The following is a 19,785-nucleotide window of genomic DNA, read 5'->3' as shown; positions in this document are numbered from 1 at the left end:
ATCGACATCGATGTCGATGGACGGCCCCAGGGTGCCCTTCTTGTCGTCGCCGGTGAAGCTGAAGGTCTCACCGGGGAACACGATACCGGCGAAGCGCACGCCGCCGCCCTTTCTGGCGTAGACCTCCACGAAGGCGCTGGTGGAGCCCAAGTACTCGAGGGTCAGCGCAGTCACCTTGCCGTCGCAATCAGCGCAATCGCCGGGATCGGGGTCCCCGCCACCGCCGCTACCATCCACCGGGCACAGAGCACCGCCATTGCGGCTGCTCCCCGCCAGCACCACGAAGTCACCGGCCACCGTGCCCGGGCCGATGGGCTCGGAGCAGCTGGTGTGCAGCATGGCGACGTACTGGCCGTCGACGAAGATCTCGATGGCCGGCCCCACGGTTCCCTTCTTGTCCTGACCGACGAAGCTGAAGACGTCGCCGCTGTCGAGAACACCGGAGTAGAGCAGGGTGCCCTTGTTGCGGATGCGAATCTCCACCTGCACACCGTCGGCATCACCGAAGTAGCGCATGGTGAGCTCGGTGACCTTGCCGTCACAGGCGGAGCAGCCGGCGATGTCCGGCGCGTAGCCGAAATCGGCGTCGTCGAAGTCCTCGCCGGGGGCCAGAGCCACCACGAAGGGCTCGTTGCCGGTGGACAGCACCAAGTTGTCCGGCACCGTGGCCTCGTCCACGTCGACCTGGTAGAGGCCCGACGGAAGATTGAGGAAGTCGTAGACGCCGCCGGCGTCGGTGACGGTGGTCCCGACGGTGACGTCATCGCCGGTCCCCAACACACCGTCGTCACCGGCCTCGGTGAGGGTCAGCACCACGCCGCCCAGACCGCTGCCCGGATCCTCGTTGAAGATGCCGTCGCCGTTGGCGTCGTACCAGACGAAGTTGCCGATGGAGCCGTTGGCCACGTAGCCGAAGTCCAAGGTCAGGATGTTGTCGTCCACCACCTCGGCGTCGAATTGGTCGAAACCGCTGGTCAGCTCGAGACCGTCGAGGGCGCCGCCGGCTCCGAAGTTGGAGTCGGCCACGGCCACCGAGTAGACGCCGGCGTCCACCGGGAAGGTGTAGAGACCGTCCGCGTCGGTGACGGCGGTGCCCAGCACATCCCCATCGGAGTCCAGAAGCTCCAGCTCCACGCCCTCGATGCCCGGCTCACCGGCGTCCTGGACGCCATTGCCGTCGAGGTCCATCCACACCCGGTCTCCCAGCAGGAAGGAGCGTAGGGGCTCACAGGGCACACCCTGATCGTCGACGCAGAGGAGCGGGTGGAAGAAGCGCCAGAAGTTCAGATTCTGCATGTCCACGCCGCGCACCCGGATGGTGTAGACCCCCGGCGGCAGATCGGCGGCAGGAGCATCAGCGGTGGCCGGGTCGAAGACCCCGGTGGTCAGACGATACTGCTCCCACTCCTGGTTGCCGGAGGGGTTGAAGTTGTCGTACTCCGCTCCGTCCGGCGCCTCGAGGGTGAACTCGATGGACGGCGAGCGCACCAGGTAGACCCCCAGACCCACCGGGCTGGTGTCGTCCGCCGGATTGCCGGTGGTCCCGGGCAGGCCCACGGCAACCCCCTCCGGCACTGTGTCATCGGTGGCCCAATCGGGCAGGAAGGGAGCGTTGGGAGTGTCGGGATCATCGGTATCCAAGTCGACCCCGTTGTAGGAGCCGCGGTCCAGGTCACCACCCCAGATCACCAGGTCGTCCTCCCGGCTGGCAACGTCGATGAAGAAGTCGAAGGTGCCGTCGTAGGTGGTGTAACCCAAATCTCCCGATCCCGCGTTGGGATCGTAGGTGGGGAAATCGGGGAAGATGATCTGAGCATCGCCGAAGCTCTGAATCGGAGCGTAGAAACCAAACGGCTGCTGCGCCACCTCGATGGTAGCGACGCCGTCAGAGCGCAGCTTGAAGGAGTTGAGCACCGTCAGCGCCGGGTCCTGATTCTCCACCCGTAGGCGGTAGAAGTAGTTGCCGCTGGGGGTCTGAGCCGCAGGGTGGTTGACCACGGTGAAATCGAACCAACCATTGTTGGGCATGGAAGCGCTGGTGAAGGGCCCGGCCACCACGGTGGGGTCGCTGCCGTCCCGGCTGGCGTCCGCGTACAGGGTGTAGGTGTAGGGAGCGCTACCGATATCCCAGTTGCCGTTGGCGGCGTTGGCGTCACCGTCGAAGACGCCCACCGAGAAGCTCGCCAGATCTCCCGGCGAAGCCATCTGGACGTCCAAGGAGGAGTCGCTGAGGGTGACCAAAGCAGCACCCGCCGCTACCGCCAGGAAGCGGCCGTCGTCGGCGGCGCAGCTGGGCAGACAGCGGGGCGAGGTGGTCTCCAGACCGCCGATCCCGGCGGCTACCGACTGCAGATTCGAAGCCGGGGGCGCCCAGCGCCCTTGCTCCATGGCAGCGTCGAACTGCTGCCGGGCCAGCTCCTCGATACTGGTCGCAGGTTGGGGCGCCGTGCTGAGTGCGGCCGTGACCGGCATCACCAAGAGCAGCGCTAGAACGGCGAAAAGAGAACGAAAAGACGTGGACATCAATGCCTCCCCTAGATCTTCGCGCTCACCCCCACCGGGGATGAGGAGCAAATTTAGGTTCTCTATGAAAAACTCGAGGCCGGCTATCCGACCTCCAACGATTGAGCTCGCAACTCGATTTCGGCTCCCCCACCGTGGATCTCGACCTCGCGATGGCCTCGAGATTCTCGGCCTTGCCACTCAGCGGGGTAGAAATCGATCTCCGGGCGGTTTGATCCGAACGGCCTCTATGAACTACAAGATCCATGCCATGTATTCAGCCGTAGCCATTCCCAACCGAAAGCCCTTGCCGGGCGGGGCCCGAGGCGATTTCGACGGATTCCGCCCACCCCCGGAGAAACTCCCGGGCGGGGAGAAACTCCAGGGCTCCCTCGCCCCGGCAAGCCCGGTGGACTTCTCCGCACAATCTTGTATTCAGGACAAAAAAAGGGGCGGCAGCCTGCCTTGGAGACAGCCACTACCGCCGGGAGGACCTCGAACCACGGTAGGCATCCGCTGCGCCTGGATGCTCTTCCGTAGAGCGAGACGGTCTGTTCTCGTCCGGGCGGAAGCTGAAATCGGGAATTCGAGGAGGTTTAGCCTTGAACAACCCGGCGTCAATCCCGCTGGACAAATAGATGATCCAAGATTGCCGTCAGGAAGACGTCAGCTAATGGCCTCTTCTGCATTTCCAACTCATAGCCGAGCTAGAATAGGGCGAATCTTGGAGCCCCCCCACCCAGGATCGCGGCGCCCAAGGCGTGAATTCCAGCGGCGTAGAGCGTTCTGGCCGAATCGTAGTGGTCGCCGGACCATTACCGGGAGTGCATGGTGCATCGACTAGAAATACGGCTTCTCGGCGGATTCGACGTCCGCAATGATTCCCAGCGCCTGACGGGGTTTGAATCCCAGAAGGTCCGGGCGCTGCTCGCCTACCTTGTATGCAATCGCCAGCGCCAGCTGTCCCGGGACATCCTCGCCGATCTTCTGTGGCCGGACCTGGACGAGTCCGCCGGACGGCGCAACCTTCGTCAGGCCCTCTACAACCTGCGTTCGGCGCTGCAGATGGACGCCAAGGAGCCGTCGCCGGTCACCGCTACCCGCAACAGCATCCGCTTGCGCAGCGATCTCGACGTCTGGTGTGACGTGGAGGCTTTCCAACAGGTCCTTGCGGGCAGCGAGACGAGCTCCTCCGACACCACCCCCAAGGAGCTCGCTGGTGCCGTGCAGCTGTACCGGGGCGACTTTCTCGCCGGATTCTACGTCAAGGACTCGCCGGCCTTCGACGAATGGCTGACCAACGAGCAGGAACGGCTCCGGGAAACCGTCATCGAGGCCCTCAAGACGCTGGTCGAGCATTATTTGGAGAGCGGCAGCTACTCCCTGGGAGTGCAATACGCCTGGCGCTGGGTCAACCTCGATCCCCTTTCCGAGCTCGCCCATCGCCAGCTGATCCGCCTCTACGCCCTCACCGGCCGGCGGGAACGGGCGGTGGCGCAATTCGAGGAATGCCGCCGCATCCTGCGCGAAGAGCTGGGCATCGAGCCCCGCCAAGTGACCTCCAACCTCTACCAGTGGATCCAGCTCCAGGATCGGGTGGAATCCCAACCCCCGCCCATGGCCATGGCCAGCCACTACCCGCAGCTGAGCATGGTGGGCCGTGCCCAGGAGATGGCCCAGCTGCTCGATTGGTGGCAGGAAGGAGAGGGCAAGGACGGCCTGCGCATTTGCCTCATCGAGGGCATCGGCGGCGTCGGCAAGAGCCATCTGGTGGAGTCGGTGGTGGAGAGCATCCGGCGCAGGGGACGAGTCAATCTGTTGCGCGCCCGAGCCTCCAACGAAGCGGTATCGGGCAGCTACCAACCGGTGGAGGAGGCGTTGCGGTCGGCGGTGATGTCCCAGACCGGCTACATCCGCCGCGCCCTGGCGGAGCTCTCACCGATCATTCTGGCGGAGCTGACGGAGATGTTTCCCGTCCTGCGCTCCCAGCGGCCGGATTTGCCCGGACGCGATCCCGAAGCGGGTACCGACGCTCTCTTCGAAGCCACCGGCATGCTGCTGGAGGAGCTCTGCCGTCCCTTCGAGCCCAAGCAGCCCTCGGTACCGCTGATTCTCTTCCTCGACGATCTGCACCTTGCCGGTGGAGATACCTTCTTACTCCTCGAGCGGCTGGCCAGCGACGATCTCGCCGGACCGGTGCGCATCTTCGGCTGTCATCTTCCCGAGGGCCAGAACATCCAAAGCCCCATCGAGGAGCTGGTGGAACGGCTGTCCCGGCACTCCCCGCCCGTGCGCCGGCTGCGTCTAGGCCCCCTGGGCGAAGAAGCTCTCGAGCAGGTCAGCGAGCAGCTGCTGGCAGCCCCGGAGGATCACCCCCTCCCCCGCTATCTGGAACGCCAGACCGGCGGCTTGCCGGTAGCGCTGCTGGAGGTGATCTACGACCGCTACGAGAGCGGCCATCTGCGGCCGGGACCGGATCAGCGGTGGCATTGGCAGGGCGAGCTAGACATTCGAGAGGACCAGCTACCCACCCCCCTCGACGAGCTGATCTGGGAGCGAGCCCGCCGGCTGCCCCGCTCCGCCCGCCGCCTGCTGACCCTGGCGGCGGTGGTAGGGCAACGCTTCGATGCCGACCTGCTGGCACGGGTGGAGAAAGAGGATCTATCGGTGGTGTGGGCCAACCTGAAGATCTGGATCGACCGCCAGATGGTGCGCCCCATGGACGAGCCCTGGGCCGAAGTGGAGCGCTACCCCAGTCCCGCTCCCACCGACTCGACGGACCTGCGAGTCCCCATCGAGTTCAGTCATCGGCGGCTGCGGACGGTGATCTACCGTCACCTGCCGCCGTCTCGCCGGGCCGCCATCCACGGCCAGGTCGCCAAAGTGCTGGAGGAACGGGCGGCGCGGGGGTGGGTCGCCTGGTCGGAGACCCTGGCCCATCACTTCGCTGCCGCTGGAGACTGGCGCCAGGCGGTGCGCTACCACCATCGTGCGGCGGACCTGGCGCGGCGGCACCCGTCGCCGGTGCGCACCCTCTTACACTGCGAGCGAGCTCTCCAACTGCTGCCCAAGACCGACATGGAAGAGGCCGAGGCGCAGGACCTGAGCCGGCAGCTCATGCGGCTGCGGGGCGAGGCCCGGGAGATGCTGGAGAACGAGGACGCCGCCCCCTTCCTCCCGGACACGGAGAGCGTCGCCGCCGAGCCCTTCACCGACTGATCGGCGCTCCTGACTCGTACCTCTGACCGGTACCTGCCACCAACTTGAAGCCGGCGACGGGGCTTCAGCCCTTCGCCACCGGCGTGCCCGCCCCGTCGTCCACGGGGCATAGGGCGCCGCCGTTGCGGCTGGCTCCTTCGATGACCAGAAAGTCCCTGGCCACCGTGCCCGGACCGATGGGCACCGAGCAGCTGGTGTGCATGGTGGTGTGGTAGTGGCCATCGACGAAGAGCTTGATGGACGGCCCCAAGGTCCCCTTGCGGTCACCGCCGGTGAAGCTGAAGAGCTCTCCCGGAGCCACGAAGCCGGAGAAGCGCACGCCGCCGCCCTTGTTGGCGTAGACCACCACATAGGCGGTGTCCGCCCCGAGATACTCCAGCGTCAGAGCGGTGACCTTGCCCTCGCAGGCGCCGCAGTCCCCAGGGCCGGGATCGCCGCCACCACCGCCGCCGTCCACCGGACAGAGGGCGCCGCCGTTGCGGCTGCTCCCCGCCAGCACCACGAAGTCACCGGCCACCGTGCCCGGGCCGATGGGCTCGGAGCAGCTGGTGTGCAGCATGGCGACGTACTGGCCATCGACGAAGATCTCGATGGCCGGCCCCACGGTGCCCTTGCGATCCTGACCGACGAAGCTGAAGACATCGCCACTATCGAGGACGCCGGAGTAGAGCAGGGTGCCGTGATGGCGGGTACGGACTTCCACCTGAACGCCGTCGGCAGCGCCGAAGTAGCGCAGGGTGAGCTCGGTGACCTTGCCATCGCAGGCGGAGCATTGATCGACGTCCGGCGCATAACCGAAGTCGGCGTCGTCGAAGTCCTCACCGGCTCCCAGCACCACCTCGAAAGGCTCATTGCCGGTGGAGAGCACCAACCCGGCGGGAATCGTGGTCTCGTCGACATCCACGAGGTAGAGCCCCGGCGGCAGATTGAGGAAGTCGTAGGCCCCGCCGGCATCGGTGGCGGTGGTGCCGACGGTGACGTCGTCGGCGGTGCCCAGCAGGCCGTCGCCTCCGGCCTCGATGAGGGTCAGCGCCACGTCCCCCAGGCCGCTCCCCGGATCCTCGTTGAAGACGCCGTCGCCGTTGGCGTCGTACCAAACGAAGTTGCCAATGGAGCCGGTGGCCCGATAGCCAAAGTCCAGGGTCAGGATGTTGTCATCCACCACCTCGACGTCGAATGGATCGAATGCCGTGGTCAGCTCGAGCCCCTCCAGGGCGCCGCCGGCGAGAAAATTGGTAGCTGCCACGGTCACCGAGTAGAAGCCGCCGTCCACCGGGAATTCGTAGTAGCCGTCGGCGTCGGTGACGGTGCTGGCGACAAGGTCGCCGTCCGAGTCCAGCAGCAGCAGGGTGACGCCTTCAATGCCCGCTTCCCCAGCGTCCTGAACCCCGTTGCCGTCGTCGTCGGCGAACACCGTATCGCCAAGCAGGTAGGAGCGCAGGGCGACGCAAGGCGAACCGTCCGGCTCGCTGCACAGCACCGGATGAAAGAAGCGCCAGAAGTTCAGATTCTGCATATCCACTCCCCGCGCCCGCACCACCCAGGTGCCCACCGGCAGCGAAGCGGCGGGGAAATCTGCGGTGGCGGGATCGAAGGGGCCGGTGGCGATGCGAAATTGCTCCCACTCCTGATTCCCGGAGGGATTGTCGTTGAGATAGACCGTGCCCTCGGGATCGATGAGCTCGAAGGTGATGGACGGTGAGCGCTGGAGGTAGGCGCCCAGCCCCGACGGGTCGACATCGTCCGGCGGATTGCCGCTGGCTCCGCCCAAGCCGGCGGAAAGCCCCTCGGACACGGCGTCGAGAGTCGCCCAGGGCGGCAGGAAGGGAGCGTTGGGAGTATCCGGGTCGTCGGTGTCGCGGGTGCTGCCGTCCCAGGCCCCGTAGTCCAGATCACCACCCCAAACCACCAGATCGTCCTCCGACGAGTTGATGTCGAGGTAGAAATTGAACTCGCCGTCGTAGTTCGACGCTCCGGGGGAGCCGGGCAGAGCGGCGGAGTCGTAGGTGGGAAAGTCCGGGAACACCGCCGAGGCGTCGGCCAGGCTCTGGATGGCGGCGTAGAAGCCGAAGGGCTGCTGCCGCACCTCCACCGAGGCGACACCGTCGGTGCGCAGCTTGAAGGAGTTGAGCACCGTCAAGGAAGGGTTTTGGCTGGCGATGGACAGCCGGTAGAAGCCAACACCGCTAGGCGCCAGAGCCCCGGGGCCGACGTTCACCGTAATGTCGAACCAGGCATTGTTGAGCATGGCGCCACTGGCGAAGGGACCGGCCACGGACACGGAGCTGGAGCCGTCGCGGTTCGGATCTTCGAAGATCTCGTAGGTGAACGGGGCCGCCCCCACGTCCCAATTGCCGTTGGCGGCATCGGCGTCACCGTCGAAGATTCCGATCTGGAAGCTGGAGACTCCCGCGGGCACGGCGACCTGAACGTCCAAGGAAGTCTCGCTCAGGGTCACCAGGTTCGCCCCGGAGGCCACAGCCAGGAAGCGGCCGTCGTCGACCAGGCAGGAAGGCAGGCAGCGCATCGTCGGCGAACCCTCGGGAACGGCGGCTCCCAGAGCCGCCACGCCCGCCTGGAAGATCTCCACTGGGGGCGCCCCGCTGAGCATCGCGGCTTCCAGCTCCTCACGAGCGAGTTCCTCGATGCTCCCCACCTGCGAAGCCGGCTGAGCTCCAGCGGGCATCACTGCGAGCAGCAGGGCCATGACCGAGGCGAAGAGGGCGAGACGGTGGACCGGAATCAATATTGGGCGCTGAATCATGAGAGTACCTCCTGACGGATCGCTTCCTGCGAGCTCCTGCACTGCCTCGTGAAGACACACCTCCACTGAGGGCCTTTGGAGAGCCTCTCCGAAAGGCCGGCGGCACGGAGCCACTGGGATCTATAGCGCTATTGAAAAATACTCGCGTCAGGATTGCGTCAGCCGCTCGCCCATCAAAAAGCTGCCGATGGCACTCGGCCACCGGCAGCTTCTCGATCAGGCCCCGGGCTCCTCCAGGCTCTAGATGGCAGAGCCCGGGCCTCTTTCAACTCCGTCCGTTGCAGCCCTGATCGGCGTCAGCCCTGATCGGGGCGGCGCATCCGTTCCAGGCTGGTCGGAGACGGATCCGTGGGACCGGAATCCGGAGGATCGGGGTCCGACGGCGGCGTTCCACCGGGCGCACCGGCGGTACCGCCATCGGGATCTTCGTCCCCGACCTGCCCTCCGGGAGTGCCGGCGTCGGTCTCCACGGGGCAGGACACCAGCTCCGCCACGGCGCCACTGCCGGTCAGGGAGACCTCCAGGCGCCGCACCTCCTGGGCCTCCACCGCCACCGTCTGGACGCTGTTGTCACCCAGAGTCTGCAGCGGTCGGCTCGCCAGAGGGTAACCGAGCACGTCGAAGGCGGTGACCCGGCCGAAGGGCTCGTCGCAATCGGTGTCCACCACCGTCACGGTGCGGATCTCCACCGGCTCGTCGAAGAGGAAGATGAAGACTCCTCCACCGTTGAAGTCGTCCGGATCTCCGGCATCACCGTCGGCGGAGAGGATCAGCAGGTTGCCCAAGGACCGGTGGTTCTCGCCGGGCATGCCGGCGGCGCCGCCATCCCCGCGACCGGGGCCACCGAAGTCTTCGTGGGGCGTCCCCAAGTCCCAATCCCAACCGGTGGGATGGGCGCTGTCGAAGACCATCACCGGATGGTTGACGGGGTCACCGGTGAGCACCTGGATGCCATACCCGGCCAGCTCGTCATTCACCCTCTGGCCAGCTGCCAGGGGCAGCCCCTCACCGTCCAGGGCGAAGTCCACGGTACCGAAGCAGCCACCGGTAATCACCGGAGGGCAGAAGGTCACCGCCGCCACCGCGCCGCTCTCGGGGAAGTGAACCTCCAACCTCCGAACGTCTACGACCTCGATGGGCAGACTCTGGAAGCTGTTGTCTCCCAGAGCCAGCATGGGCACCGCCGTCAGCAGGGCCCCGGTGCTGTCGTAGGCTTCCACCATGCCGGCACCACTGGCCTCGATGTCCAGCAGGCTCACGGAAGCCACTTCCACCGGATGGTCGAAGGTGAAGACCAAAGTACCGCCACCGGCGTTGTCGTCGGGATCTCCGGCATCGCCGTCCTCCGACAGGATCAGCACCTTGCCCTGGGGCACGGCGTTCTCTCCCGGCGTACCGGCAGCGCCGCCGGTGCCGATGCCCGGTCCACCGAAGTCGCGGTGGGGGGCGCCCAGATCCCAATCACCACCGGTGGGATGAGCACTGTCGAAGATCATGGCGGGGTGGTGCACCGGGTCGCCGCTGGCAACGTGGATGCCCAGCTCCGCCCACTGCTCGTGCACCACGGTACCGGCGGGCAGGTTGCTGCCGTCGGCGGCGGTGTCGAAGGTCAGGGTCGGCGGGCAAGGATCGCCGGCGGGGCGGTAGCCGAAGTCGTAAGTCCAGACGTTGGCGTCCACCACCGTGCGAGTGAGCTCGTCTCCGGTGGTGCTCACCCAACCGTCCAGAGCTGCGCCGGGAACGAAGTTGCCGGCAGCCACCCGTACCCGATGCACTCCGGCGTCCACCTCGAAGAAGTAGGTGCCGTCGGCCCCGGTGATGGTCGAGTGCAGCACCTCACCCATGGGATCCAGGAGCTCCACCGTCACTCCCGCCAGTCCTGGCTCACCGGCGTCCTGAACACCGTCCTCGTCGCTATCTGCGAACACGGTGTCACCAATCCGGAAGCCCCGCAGAGGCTCGCAGGGAGAACCGTCGGGCTCAGTGCACAGCACCGGATTGAAGAAGCGCCAGAAGTTCAGGTTCTGCATGTCCACACCGCGAGCCCGCACAATCCAGACCCCCGCCGGTATCGTCGACGCCGGCTGATCGGCGGTCGTGGGATCGAAGGGGCCGGTGGCGATGCGGAATTGCTCCCACTCCTGATTGCCCGAAGGATTGGATTCGGCGTAGACGTTGCCCTCGGGATCGATGAGCTCGAAGACGATGGACGGCGAGCGCATCAGATACATCCCCAGCCCCGCCGGATCCACATCGTCCGGCGGATTGCCACTGGCTCCGCCGAGGCCTACCGCCACCCCTTCCGGCAGCGTGTCCATGGTCGCCCACGGCGGCAAGAAGGGAGCGCCGGGGGTGTCCGGGTCGTCGGTATCCCGAGTGCTGCCATCCCAGGCACCGTGATCCAGGTCACCGTCCCACACCACCATCTCTTCCCCACCGGCCTGGACGTCCAGGTAGAAGGTGAATTCACCGTCGTAGGCGGTATAGCCCGGCTCGCCGGGCAGGGCGTCGGGATAGTACTCCGGGAAGTCGGGGTAGAGAATCTGCGCATCGGCCATGCTCTGGATGGCGGCGTAGAAGCCGAAGGGCTGCTGATCCACGCCGATGGAGAGCACGCCGCTGGAGCGCACCTTGAAGGAGTTCAGCACCGTCAGGCTAGGGTCCTGGGGCGCGACGATCAGGCGATAGAAGTAGTGCCCGCTGGGCGCCTGGGCCTCGGGGCCCACATCGATGGAAACATCGAACCAGGTGTTGTTGGGCAGCGTGGTGCAAGCGAAGGGACCGGCCACCAGGGTCATGGTGCTGCCGTCCTTCATGGGGTCGGCGTAGACCGAATACATGAAGGGAGCCGCTCCCACATCCCAGTTGCCGTTGGTGGCTTCGGCGTCGGCGTCGAAGATGCCCACCTCGAAGGAGCTCCAGGAACTGGGCACGGCGATCTCGATGGCCAGCGAGGTCTCGCTCAGCGTCATCAGATCCGCGCCGGCCACCACGGCGAGGAATCGGCCGTCGTCCACCGCGCAGGAGGGCAAGCAGCGCATGCCGGGAGCAGGCTCCTCCACCGGTGGCTTCCCGGCATCGAAGCCTTCCGTAGCCAGCGCCGCGAGGATGGAATCTTCCAGCTCCTGACGGGCCTGCGTCTCGATACCGGAAGCTCCGGCAGCGGTAGCAGCGAGAAGTATCAGAGTCACCAGGACGATGACCAAAGCGAAGAAGGAATGGGTGCGGTAAGTGTTCATGACCCGCCTCCTTTCTAGCGTTCGCCGAGGCCGGTCAACTCGCACCTCAAACGAATCGCCTATACCTATTAGGCACAATTTCCGTCAGGAAAATATCAGGAAGGCGGAACTTAAATGCGTCGGGAGATATCTTTAAATAATATCAAGCCGGGTCAGAGAAGTCGAGTTTCTTAGACCCCTCCGTGCCCGAAAAAGCAAACACAAAACGGCCGGCCCGGGAAGCCCGGACCGGCCGCAAGTATCTGACGATGGATGAGGGAGCTGGGCTTAGAAGCCGCCCATGCCTCCACCCATACCGCCCATGCCACCGCCCATGGCAGCAGCACCGACGTCACCGTCGTCCTTCTCCTTGATGTCGGAGACGAGAGCCTCGGTGGTGAGCATGAGGCCGGCGATGGAAGCAGCGTTGACCAGAGCGGTCTTGGTGACCTTGGCCGGGTCCATGACGCCGGCCTTGAGCAGGTCGGTCATCTCGCCGGTGGCGGCGTTGTAGCCCATGGCACCCTTCTGCTCCATGACGTCGCGAACCAGGACCGAACCCTCCTCGCCGGCGTTGGCGGCGATCTGGCGGGCCGGCTCCTCTAGGGCGCGGCGCACGATGCGCACGCCGACGGCGGCATCGCCATCGGTGTCGACGCCGTCCACCGCCGCGATGGCGCGCAGCAGGGCGACACCGCCGCCGGGGACGATGCCCTCTTCGACGGCCGCCTTGGTGGCGTGCATGGCGTCCTCGACGCGGGCCTTCTTCTCCTTCATCTCGGTCTCGGTGGCAGCACCGACCTTGATCACCGCCACACCGCCGACGAGCTTCGCCAGGCGCTCCTGGAGCTTCTCGCGGTCGTAGTCGGAGGTGCTCTCTTCGATCTGGTTGCGGATCTGCTTGACGCGGCCGCTGATGGCCTCGCGGTGGGACTCGCTGTCGGCGTCGGTGACGATGGTGGTGTCGTCCTTGGTGATGACGATCTTCTTCGCCTCACCCAGGTCCTGCCACTGCACGTTCTCCAACTTGATGCCCAGATCCTCGGTGATCACGCGGCCGCCAGTGAGGACCGCGATGTCCTCGAGCATGGCCTTGCGGCGGTCGCCGAAGCCCGGCGCCTTCACCGCAGCGATCTGCAGGGTGCCGCGCAGCTTGTTGACCACCAGGGTGGCCAGGGCCTCGCCCTCCACATCCTCGGCGAGGATGAGCAGCGGGCGGCTCTGCTTGGCGACCTGCTCGAGAATCGGCAGCAGGTCCTTCATGGAGCTGATCTTCTTCTCGTGGAGAAGGATCATGGGGTTCTCGAGCACCGTCTCCATCCGCTCGGAGTCGGTGACGAAGTACGGCGAGAGGTAGCCGCGATCGAACTGCATACCCTCGACCACCTCCAGGGTGGTCTCCAGGCCGCGGGCCTCCTCGACGGTGATCACGCCGTCCTTGCCGACCTTGTCCATCGCCTCGGCGATGATGCGACCGATCTCCGCATCGTTGTTGGCGGAGATGGTGCCAACGTGGGCGATGTCCTTGGTGCCCACCGGCTTCGCCAGGTTGTCGACGGACTCGACGGCGGCCTTCACCGCCATCTCGATACCGCGCTTGAGCTCCATGGGGTTGGCGCCGGCGGTGACGTTCTTCGAGCCCTCGCGGAAGATCGCCTGAGCCAGCACGGTGGCGGTGGTGGTGCCGTCACCGGCGACGTCGGACGTCTTGGAGGCCACCTCGCGCACCATCTGGGCGCCCATGTTCTCCAGCGGATCGTCGAGCTCGATCTCCTTGGCGACGGTGACACCGTCCTTGGTGATGGTGGGGGAGCCGAACTTCTTCTCGATGACGACGTTGCGGCCCTTGGGACCGAGGGTGACCTTGACCGCGTTGGCGAGCTGGTTCACGCCCCTGAGAATCGCGGCCCGAGCCTCCTCGGAGTAGGTAATCTGCTTGGCCATGGTTATCTAAACCTCCTGGGAATTTCTTCGCTTCTTCGATGGATCCGATGGTTGCTCTGCGTCGGTCGGGTGAGCTGAGATCAGCCGCCGACGACGGCGAGGATCTCGTCCTCGCGCAGGATCACGTAGTCCTGGCCGTCGAGCTTGATCTCGCTGCCGGAGTACTTGCCCACCAGGACGCGGTCACCGACCTTGACGTCCATGGCCGCACGGCTACCGTCTTCCATCGCCTTTCCGGGGCCGACAGCGACGACCTCCGCTTCCTGGGGCTTCTCTTTCGCGGTGTCGGGGATGATGATCCCGCCCCGAACCTGCTCTTCCTGCTCGACGCGCTTGACCAGGACCCGATCATGGAGTGGACGTATGTTCACTGTCTCTTCCTCCTTGAAAACCAAACTTTGTTGCTTGTCTTGTTAGCTCGAAGCTACTGTCTAGCGTTAGCTTGAAGCGTTTGTTGGGAGATCGTCTGCCTCCCTAGAGCTCTCGGGGGTGCCGTTAGCACTCCTCCCCGACGAGTGCTAACAGGCTAACGAAGAGAATTTCAGCTGTCAAGAGGAGACGAGCAAAATCTTAGTGGCCGCGACTTAGGTTTCCTTCGGACTCCCCGATACGCAGCCCTGGAGCCACTTCTCGAGCCCCGCCGCCACCGTTTTACGGCCGTAATCCCGCACCAAGACCTCTCGCCCTTCGGCCGCCAGGCGGTCCCGCGCCGCGGCATCTTTCAGCAGCTCCGCCACCGCGTCCGCCCACTGCTCCGGAGTCTCGGCCACCAGCATCCCTTCCCGCTCCGACGAGGCTTCGGGCTGTCTCGGAGCCTTCGAAGCCTTGGAAGTGGTCCCCGCCGCCGCCCACGGCGAGGCCACCACCGGCTTGCCCGCCTGCCACGCCTCGAGGATCTTGAGGGGTTGGCCGGAGCCGCAGCGAAGGGGCGCCAAGGCGACGTCGGCGGAGCGCAGGATAGCCACCAGATCCGGCGGCGACGCCACCAGCTCGGCGCCGGCGGCCCGGGCCTTCCGCCGCAGGCTGGCCGCGGGACGGGCGCCGGCCAGCACCACCCGCACCTGTGGCACCCGGCGCCGCAGCCGCGGCAGCACCTCCTCCAGCCACCAGCCAAAGCCGTCCACCGCTGGGAAGTAGCCCAGATTGCCGGTCATGCACACCGTCGGCGGCGCCGAGGTCCCATCTTCTCCGTCCCCGCTCCCAGCCCCACCGGGGGACTCCGGTAGGGAAGAATCCGCAGTCTGCCGCAGGGGAAACGCCAAGGGCAGGACGTCGAGGCCCCGCGGACTGAGCCCCCGGACACCGACACTCTGAGCGGCCCCCGCCGCCGGTTCTCCGTCGAAGAGCCCCGCCAGGGCCTCCCGATCCCGTGGGCACACCACCAGGGCACCGGCAGCGGAGCCCAAAAGACGCCGCTCCGCCGCCGCCAGGCGCCGGGCCTCGAAGCGCAAGACCGGGCGCAACCAGGGAGCGTCGAAGACAGCTCGGCGCTCAAGGTTGAGGCTCAGGCTGTCGATGAAGTCCACCGCCCACGGAACGTCCCCCAGATGCCGCTCCAAACCCGCCAGCCGGGCCAGCTGGAGCACCACCAGATCCGCCGCCGGAGCCAGCCGGCGCAGCTGATCCGCCAGCGCCGGCGGCTGGAAGAGGCCGTTCTGCAACGGCTCTCCGATGATCAGCCGACGGCCGACGGCGAGGCCCCGCCCCAGGGTTGAGGCGGGCCGGTAGTGCTCGACTCGAAGCTCGGCCGAGCCCTCAGCAGGGCGGGTGGAGGGGGGAACGGGCGCCGCCGGCGGCGGCTCGGGGGTCAGCAGGGTGATGCGATGTTCCGGTGCCAGCAATTCGATCCATTGGGCGGCGCGCAGCTGATCCCCCCGCCGCGGCGGCCAGGGGTAACGGGAAACGACGAGCAGCAGATCCATGGAAAGGGACTCGCGGGACCAGCCGAGGACGACGGCGGCACCAGAGCCGAAGGGGTGCTGAGCCTAAGGCCCTTGAGCCCCAAGGCCCCTGAGCTCGACGCTCTAGACCAAGTCCAGCAGGTGGCCGAGCTTCTCGCGCTTGGCGCGCAGGTAATCCCGAGTGTCCTCGGTGGGAGGAATCTCCAGGGGCACACGGTCGACAATCTCCAGGCCGTAGCCGGAAAGGGCGATGTATTTGCTCGGGTTGTTGGTCAGCAGGCGCATGCGGCGCACGCCGATGTCACGCAGGATCTGGGCACCGACGCCGTAGTTGCGCTGATCCGGCCGGAAGCCCAACTTCTCGTTGGCCTCCACCGTGTCGTGGCCCTGATCCTGGAGCTCGTAGGCTTTGAGCTTGTTGAACAGGCCGATGCCCCGCCCCTCCTGGAGCAGGTAGAGCAGCACGCCCTTGCCCTCCTGGCTGATGCGTTCCAGCGCCTGGTGCAGCTGCGGCCCGCAGTCACAGCGGGTGGAAGCGAACATGTCGCCGGTGAGGCATTGGCTGTGCACCCGCACCAAGGTGGGCTCGTCCTCCTCGATATCGCCCATGACCATGGCCACGTGCTCTTCGCCGGTGGCCTCGGAGCGATAGGCCCGCAGCTCGAACTCGCCGTAGGCGGTGGGTAGCCGGGGCGACGCCACCAGCTCCACCAGCCGCTCGGTGCGCATGCGGTAGCGAATCAGATCGGCGACGGTGATCAAGAGCAAGCCGTGACGCTGGGCGAACTCAGCGAGATCCGGCACCCGTGCCATGGTGCCGTCGTCGTTCATGATCTCGCAGATCACCGCCGAGGGATTGCATCCCGCCAGGACCGCCATGTCCACCGACGCCTCGGTCTGGCCGGCGCGCTTGAGGACGCCGCCGTTGTGAGCCCGCAAGGGAAAGACGTGTCCCGGCCGCAGCAGATCCTCCGGCCGGCATTTGGCATCGATGGCGGTGCGGATGGTGGCGGCGCGGTCGCCGGCGGAGATGCCGGTGCTGATCTTGCCCCGGGCCTCGATGGAAACGGTGAAGGCGGTCTCGAAGGGAGAGGTGTTGCGCTCCACCATCAGCGGCAGATCGAGCTCGGCGCAACGCTCCTCGGTGAGGGCCAGACAGACCAGCCCGCGGCCGAACTTGGCCATGAAGTTGATCGCCTCCGGCGTCACGTGCTGGGCGGCGATGGCCAGATCCCCTTCGTTCTCCCGATCCTCGTCGTCGCAGATGATCACCATCTTGCCCTGGCGCATGGCCTCGATGGCTTCCTCGATGGGAGCGAAGGGGCTGTTCTCGTCGGCCGAGTTCCTGCTCTTGTCTGTCGAGCTCTTGCTCTTCGGGCTCTTGCTCATCGCGCTCTTTCTGATGGGCCGCCGGGAACGGTCGGGGGCGGGCTTAAGAATCCTATGGGGACGGCGGGATCGCCGAGGCGGCAACGACCTGGGGCAACCGACGCCAAAACGCCGCCGATTACAGGCCACTCCGCAGTCTACCGCCGCCCCCATGGGGGGTCAACTCGCGTCCTCTCGAGCAGCCGACCTTGAACACTGGTAGATCTTGACCAACCCCAGAGGCGTCCAGAGCACTAGCAGAAAAAAGCCCGACGCGACGAGCACCATGAGCGCCGGTTCTTCGGCGAGAAACGGCCGGCCCAGTCGGTCGACTTGCTGTTCCGAAAGGACCCAGCCAAGAGCACGCCGAGCGCTCTGCCATAGAGCATTCTTCTGCCAGTTGATGGTCACCGGATCGGTGAAAGGGTAGTCCTCCAACGGATAGTCAGCGGCTAGAGTATTCCCCCAGCGAATCTCCTGCTCGATAACACCGGGGAGATGGTCCGCCAGATAGCCGAGGGACATCGGCTCGCCGTCTTCGTGCTCATAGACGATGCCGTAGAGCAGGTCGACGACCAAATCCCCCTGCTCGGTCTCGACCACGACCACGGCGTGGCGTGGCTCCCCAGCGGCGTTCCGCAGCACCAGCTTCTGAGCCTCGACGTCCAGATGATGCAGCAGGACGATGAACGCCCGACCTTTGTGAGCACACTCACCGCCGAGATCGAGAACCTGGGCGGCGGTCAGTCGCAAGGGACGGAAGATCGGCAGCAGGTGGTAGCCGTCTGGGCTGCCGGTGGGCAGGTCGGATACGAACCCCGCCAGGGCTCGAGCTTTCTCCGACGCCGGCGCCTGCCGATCCACAAGGCCTTCGGCGACCGCTGCCAATCGCTGAGAGTCCTGCCAGTACACCGCCAAGGAGACCGCGTTGAGCCCCAGCAGGAGCACCAACACCACCAGGAACGCCGAACGATACAGCCGATAAGGGCTGAGCCCGAATCGGTGTTGGGCATTGGTGGATGCGTCAGATGTGCCCATAGTCGGCGCCATGCTATCCGAAGGCCCCACCCTACCGGCAGGCCCAAAGCTCAGTGCCGACCGCCGTCAATCCACCACGATGCAGTTCGGTCTTCTGCGAGCTGTGAATGTTCTTCCCCATGGGGAATCAACCGGCGCTCAAGCTTCGGTAGTCCGCGGCCTCCACCTGGCTCATCTGACCGAAGTCGAAGCGGTAGATGCGGTCGGCGGCGTCGTAGTACTGGTCGTCGTGGCTGATCACCACCACCGCCTTGCCCCGGGCCCGCAGCTCCGGCAGCAGCTCACGGTAGAAGATCTGCTTGAACTGGGGATCCTGATCCGCCGCCCACTCGTCGAAGAGGTAGATGGGGCGATCCTCCAGATAGGCGGTGAGCAAGGCCAGCCGCTTGCGCTGCCCCTGGGAGAGATCGAGGGTCGAGAGCACCCCCTCCTCCACCTTCACCTTCTTCTCCAGGTGCAGCTCCGAGAGGTATTTGTGCGCCTGGGTGTCGAGATCCGGTCCCCCCAGCCCGAGCAGCGACTCGAAGAGGTAGAAGTCCGAGAACACCGCGGTGAAGAGCTGCCGGTAGCTGTCCCGGTCGGCGTCCGTCACCGGCCGGCCGTCCACCAGGATCTCACCACCGTCGGGCTCGTAGAGTCCGATGAGGGTCTTGGCCAGGGTGGTCTTGCCGCTGCCGTTGCCGCCCACCAGGAAGATCACCTCCCCGGGCTCCAGGCTCAAGCTCACGGGACCGACGCTGAAGCCTTCCTCGTCCTCGGATCCCTCGTAGTGATGCTCCACCCCCCGCAGCTCCAGGCGCTGGAAGGGAGCCTGCAGCTGCTTGTTGGTGCCCATGTCGTCGGGCAGCTCGCGCAGGGAGAAGCCCAGCTCCCGGATCTTGTTCATCGAGGTGTTGGCATTGGCCAGATCCGGCATGCGGTTGAGGATGAACTCCATGGGGGTGGTCAGGTAGAGCAGCACCAGGGTGAAGCCGGTGAGCACCTCCATGGGCACGGCCTGGTAGTTGGGAGCGATGAAGAGCAGCAGGCCGATGACGACGAAGAAGAGCACCTGCCCCCAGCTGGAGGCCAGCACGAAGATGGAAACCCCCATGACCTGGTGGTGCATATGCTTGTCGGCGGTCTTGTTGAGCCCTTCGGAGAGGAAGGTGTCCCGGCGGCCGCGGTGCAGCTTGAGCTCCTTGGTGCCCTTGGTCAGGGCCTCGAAGTGCTCGTACATGGTGTCCCAGGCCTCGCGGAAGAGGCGCACGTGGCCGAAGGCCTTGAGCAGCGGCAGATAGTAGGTGATGACGCCCACCACCATCACCACCAGCAGGGCCAGGAAGAGAGGCCAGGAGAGCCAGCCCAGGTAGCCCAGGGTTCCCGCCACCACCGCCAGATGCATGCACAACATGGGCACCACGATGACGGTGTCGCTGATGTTGGTGATGTCCTCGGTGAGCACCGCCATCAGGCGGGACGGCCCGAGCTTCTCCAGCTGGCGCAGGGGCACCCGCAGGATTTGCCGCGCCAGGCTCATGCGCAGCTCCACCACCGTGCGAGCTCCGATGCGCACCAACAACACCTGGGCCAGGACCCGGCTCACCGGCAGCGCGACGCACAGCCCCAGGAACGCCAGAGCCCAGCCCTCCCGGGCTTCCACCGGCGCGTTGATGGCTTTGTTGATCAGCGCCACCAGGCCGGCGTTGGCCAGACCGCTGACGACGCCGAAGAGCAGCGCCAGAGAGACCAAGGACCGAATGTACGGGATCCCCTTGGAGACCTCGATCAAAGAAGAAACGAATCGTATGACAGCTACCATAGCCTAAAGTCCTTCATCCAAGATTCTTGC

The 19,785-nt window shown here is 65.8% G+C and carries 10 protein-coding genes; 1 reads left to right on the top strand and 9 read right to left on the bottom strand.

Features of this window, described 5'->3' with window-relative positions; translation table 11 throughout:
* Window positions 1–2,523, bottom strand: a 2,523-nt coding sequence (locus SX243_04610) for an SdrD B-like domain-containing protein (protein MDY7092237.1), incomplete at its 3' end; no start/stop codon positions are given.
* A gap of 807 nt (window positions 2,524–3,330) precedes the next feature.
* On the opposite strand from SX243_04610, the gene SX243_04605 reads away from it, so the two are divergent.
* Window positions 3,331–5,721: a BTAD domain-containing putative transcriptional regulator gene (locus SX243_04605; protein MDY7092236.1), complete on the top strand. Its 2,391-nt coding sequence runs from the start codon at window positions 3,331–3,333 to the stop codon at window positions 5,719–5,721.
* A 64-nt stretch (window positions 5,722–5,785) separates the two neighbouring features.
* Here SX243_04605 and SX243_04600 read toward each other — a convergent pair whose 3' ends face one another.
* From SX243_04600 to SX243_04565, 8 genes are all read right to left on the bottom strand, one after another.
* The gene (locus tag SX243_04600; protein ID MDY7092235.1) at window positions 5,786–8,485 is read right to left on the bottom strand and encodes an SdrD B-like domain-containing protein; all 2,700 of its coding nucleotides are present in this window, start codon (window positions 8,483–8,485) and stop codon (window positions 5,786–5,788) included.
* A 296-nt stretch (window positions 8,486–8,781) separates the two neighbouring features.
* Window positions 8,782–11,724, bottom strand: coding sequence for an SdrD B-like domain-containing protein (locus SX243_04595; protein MDY7092234.1), 2,943 nt, complete (start codon window positions 11,722–11,724; stop codon window positions 8,782–8,784).
* 267 nt (window positions 11,725–11,991) lie between these two features.
* Window positions 11,992–13,647, bottom strand: a complete 1,656-nt coding sequence (gene groL / locus SX243_04590) for a chaperonin GroEL (protein ID MDY7092233.1) — start codon at window positions 13,645–13,647, stop codon at window positions 11,992–11,994.
* An 80-nt stretch (window positions 13,648–13,727) separates the two neighbouring features.
* Complete coding sequence (gene groES, locus SX243_04585; protein MDY7092232.1) at window positions 13,728–14,042, bottom strand: co-chaperone GroES; 315 nt, start codon at window positions 14,040–14,042, stop codon at window positions 13,728–13,730.
* Window positions 14,043–14,231: 189 nt separating this feature from the next.
* Window positions 14,232–15,569: a glycosyltransferase family 4 protein gene (locus tag SX243_04580; protein ID MDY7092231.1), complete on the bottom strand. Its 1,338-nt coding sequence runs from the start codon at window positions 15,567–15,569 to the stop codon at window positions 14,232–14,234.
* A gap of 102 nt (window positions 15,570–15,671) precedes the next feature.
* A complete protein-coding gene (locus SX243_04575) occupies window positions 15,672–16,937 on the bottom strand; it encodes a bifunctional 3,4-dihydroxy-2-butanone-4-phosphate synthase/GTP cyclohydrolase II (GenBank protein MDY7092230.1) in 1,266 nt (421 codons plus the stop codon).
* 159 nt (window positions 16,938–17,096) lie between these two features.
* A complete protein-coding gene (locus SX243_04570) occupies window positions 17,097–17,954 on the bottom strand; it encodes a hypothetical protein (protein MDY7092229.1) in 858 nt (285 codons plus the stop codon).
* A gap of 127 nt (window positions 17,955–18,081) precedes the next feature.
* The gene (locus SX243_04565; protein MDY7092228.1) at window positions 18,082–19,755 is read right to left on the bottom strand and encodes a cyclic peptide export ABC transporter; all 1,674 of its coding nucleotides are present in this window, start codon (window positions 19,753–19,755) and stop codon (window positions 18,082–18,084) included.
* Between the last annotated feature and the right edge of the window lie 30 nt (window positions 19,756–19,785).

The sequence above is a fragment of the Acidobacteriota bacterium genome (genome assembly GCA_034211275.1).
GTDB lineage: Bacteria > Acidobacteriota > Thermoanaerobaculia > Multivoradales > JAHZIX01 > JAGQSE01.
The sequence above is the reverse complement of the archived record's forward strand: the minus strand, read 5'-3'. Positions and strand labels throughout refer to the sequence as shown.

Bases quoted from the DNA above. Each gene is read 5' to 3' on its own strand.
- SX243_04595 (MDY7092234.1), bottom strand. From the start codon at position 11,724: ATGAACACTTACCGCACCCATTCCTTCTTCGCTTTGGTCATCGTCCTG.
- SX243_04570 (MDY7092229.1), bottom strand. From the start codon at position 17,954: ATGGGCACATCTGACGCATCCACCAATGCCCAACACCGATTCGGGCTC.
- SX243_04600 (MDY7092235.1), bottom strand. From the start codon at position 8,485: ATGATTCAGCGCCCAATATTGATTCCGGTCCACCGTCTCGCCCTCTTC.
- SX243_04575 (MDY7092230.1), bottom strand. From the start codon at position 16,937: ATGAGCAAGAGCCCGAAGAGCAAGAGCTCGACAGACAAGAGCAGGAAC.
- SX243_04605 (MDY7092236.1), top strand. From the start codon at position 3,331: ATGGTGCATCGACTAGAAATACGGCTTCTCGGCGGATTCGACGTCCGC.
- SX243_04580 (MDY7092231.1), bottom strand. From the start codon at position 15,569: ATGGATCTGCTGCTCGTCGTTTCCCGTTACCCCTGGCCGCCGCGGCGG.
- groL (MDY7092233.1), bottom strand. From the start codon at position 13,647: ATGGCCAAGCAGATTACCTACTCCGAGGAGGCTCGGGCCGCGATTCTC.
- SX243_04565 (MDY7092228.1), bottom strand. From the start codon at position 19,755: ATGGTAGCTGTCATACGATTCGTTTCTTCTTTGATCGAGGTCTCCAAG.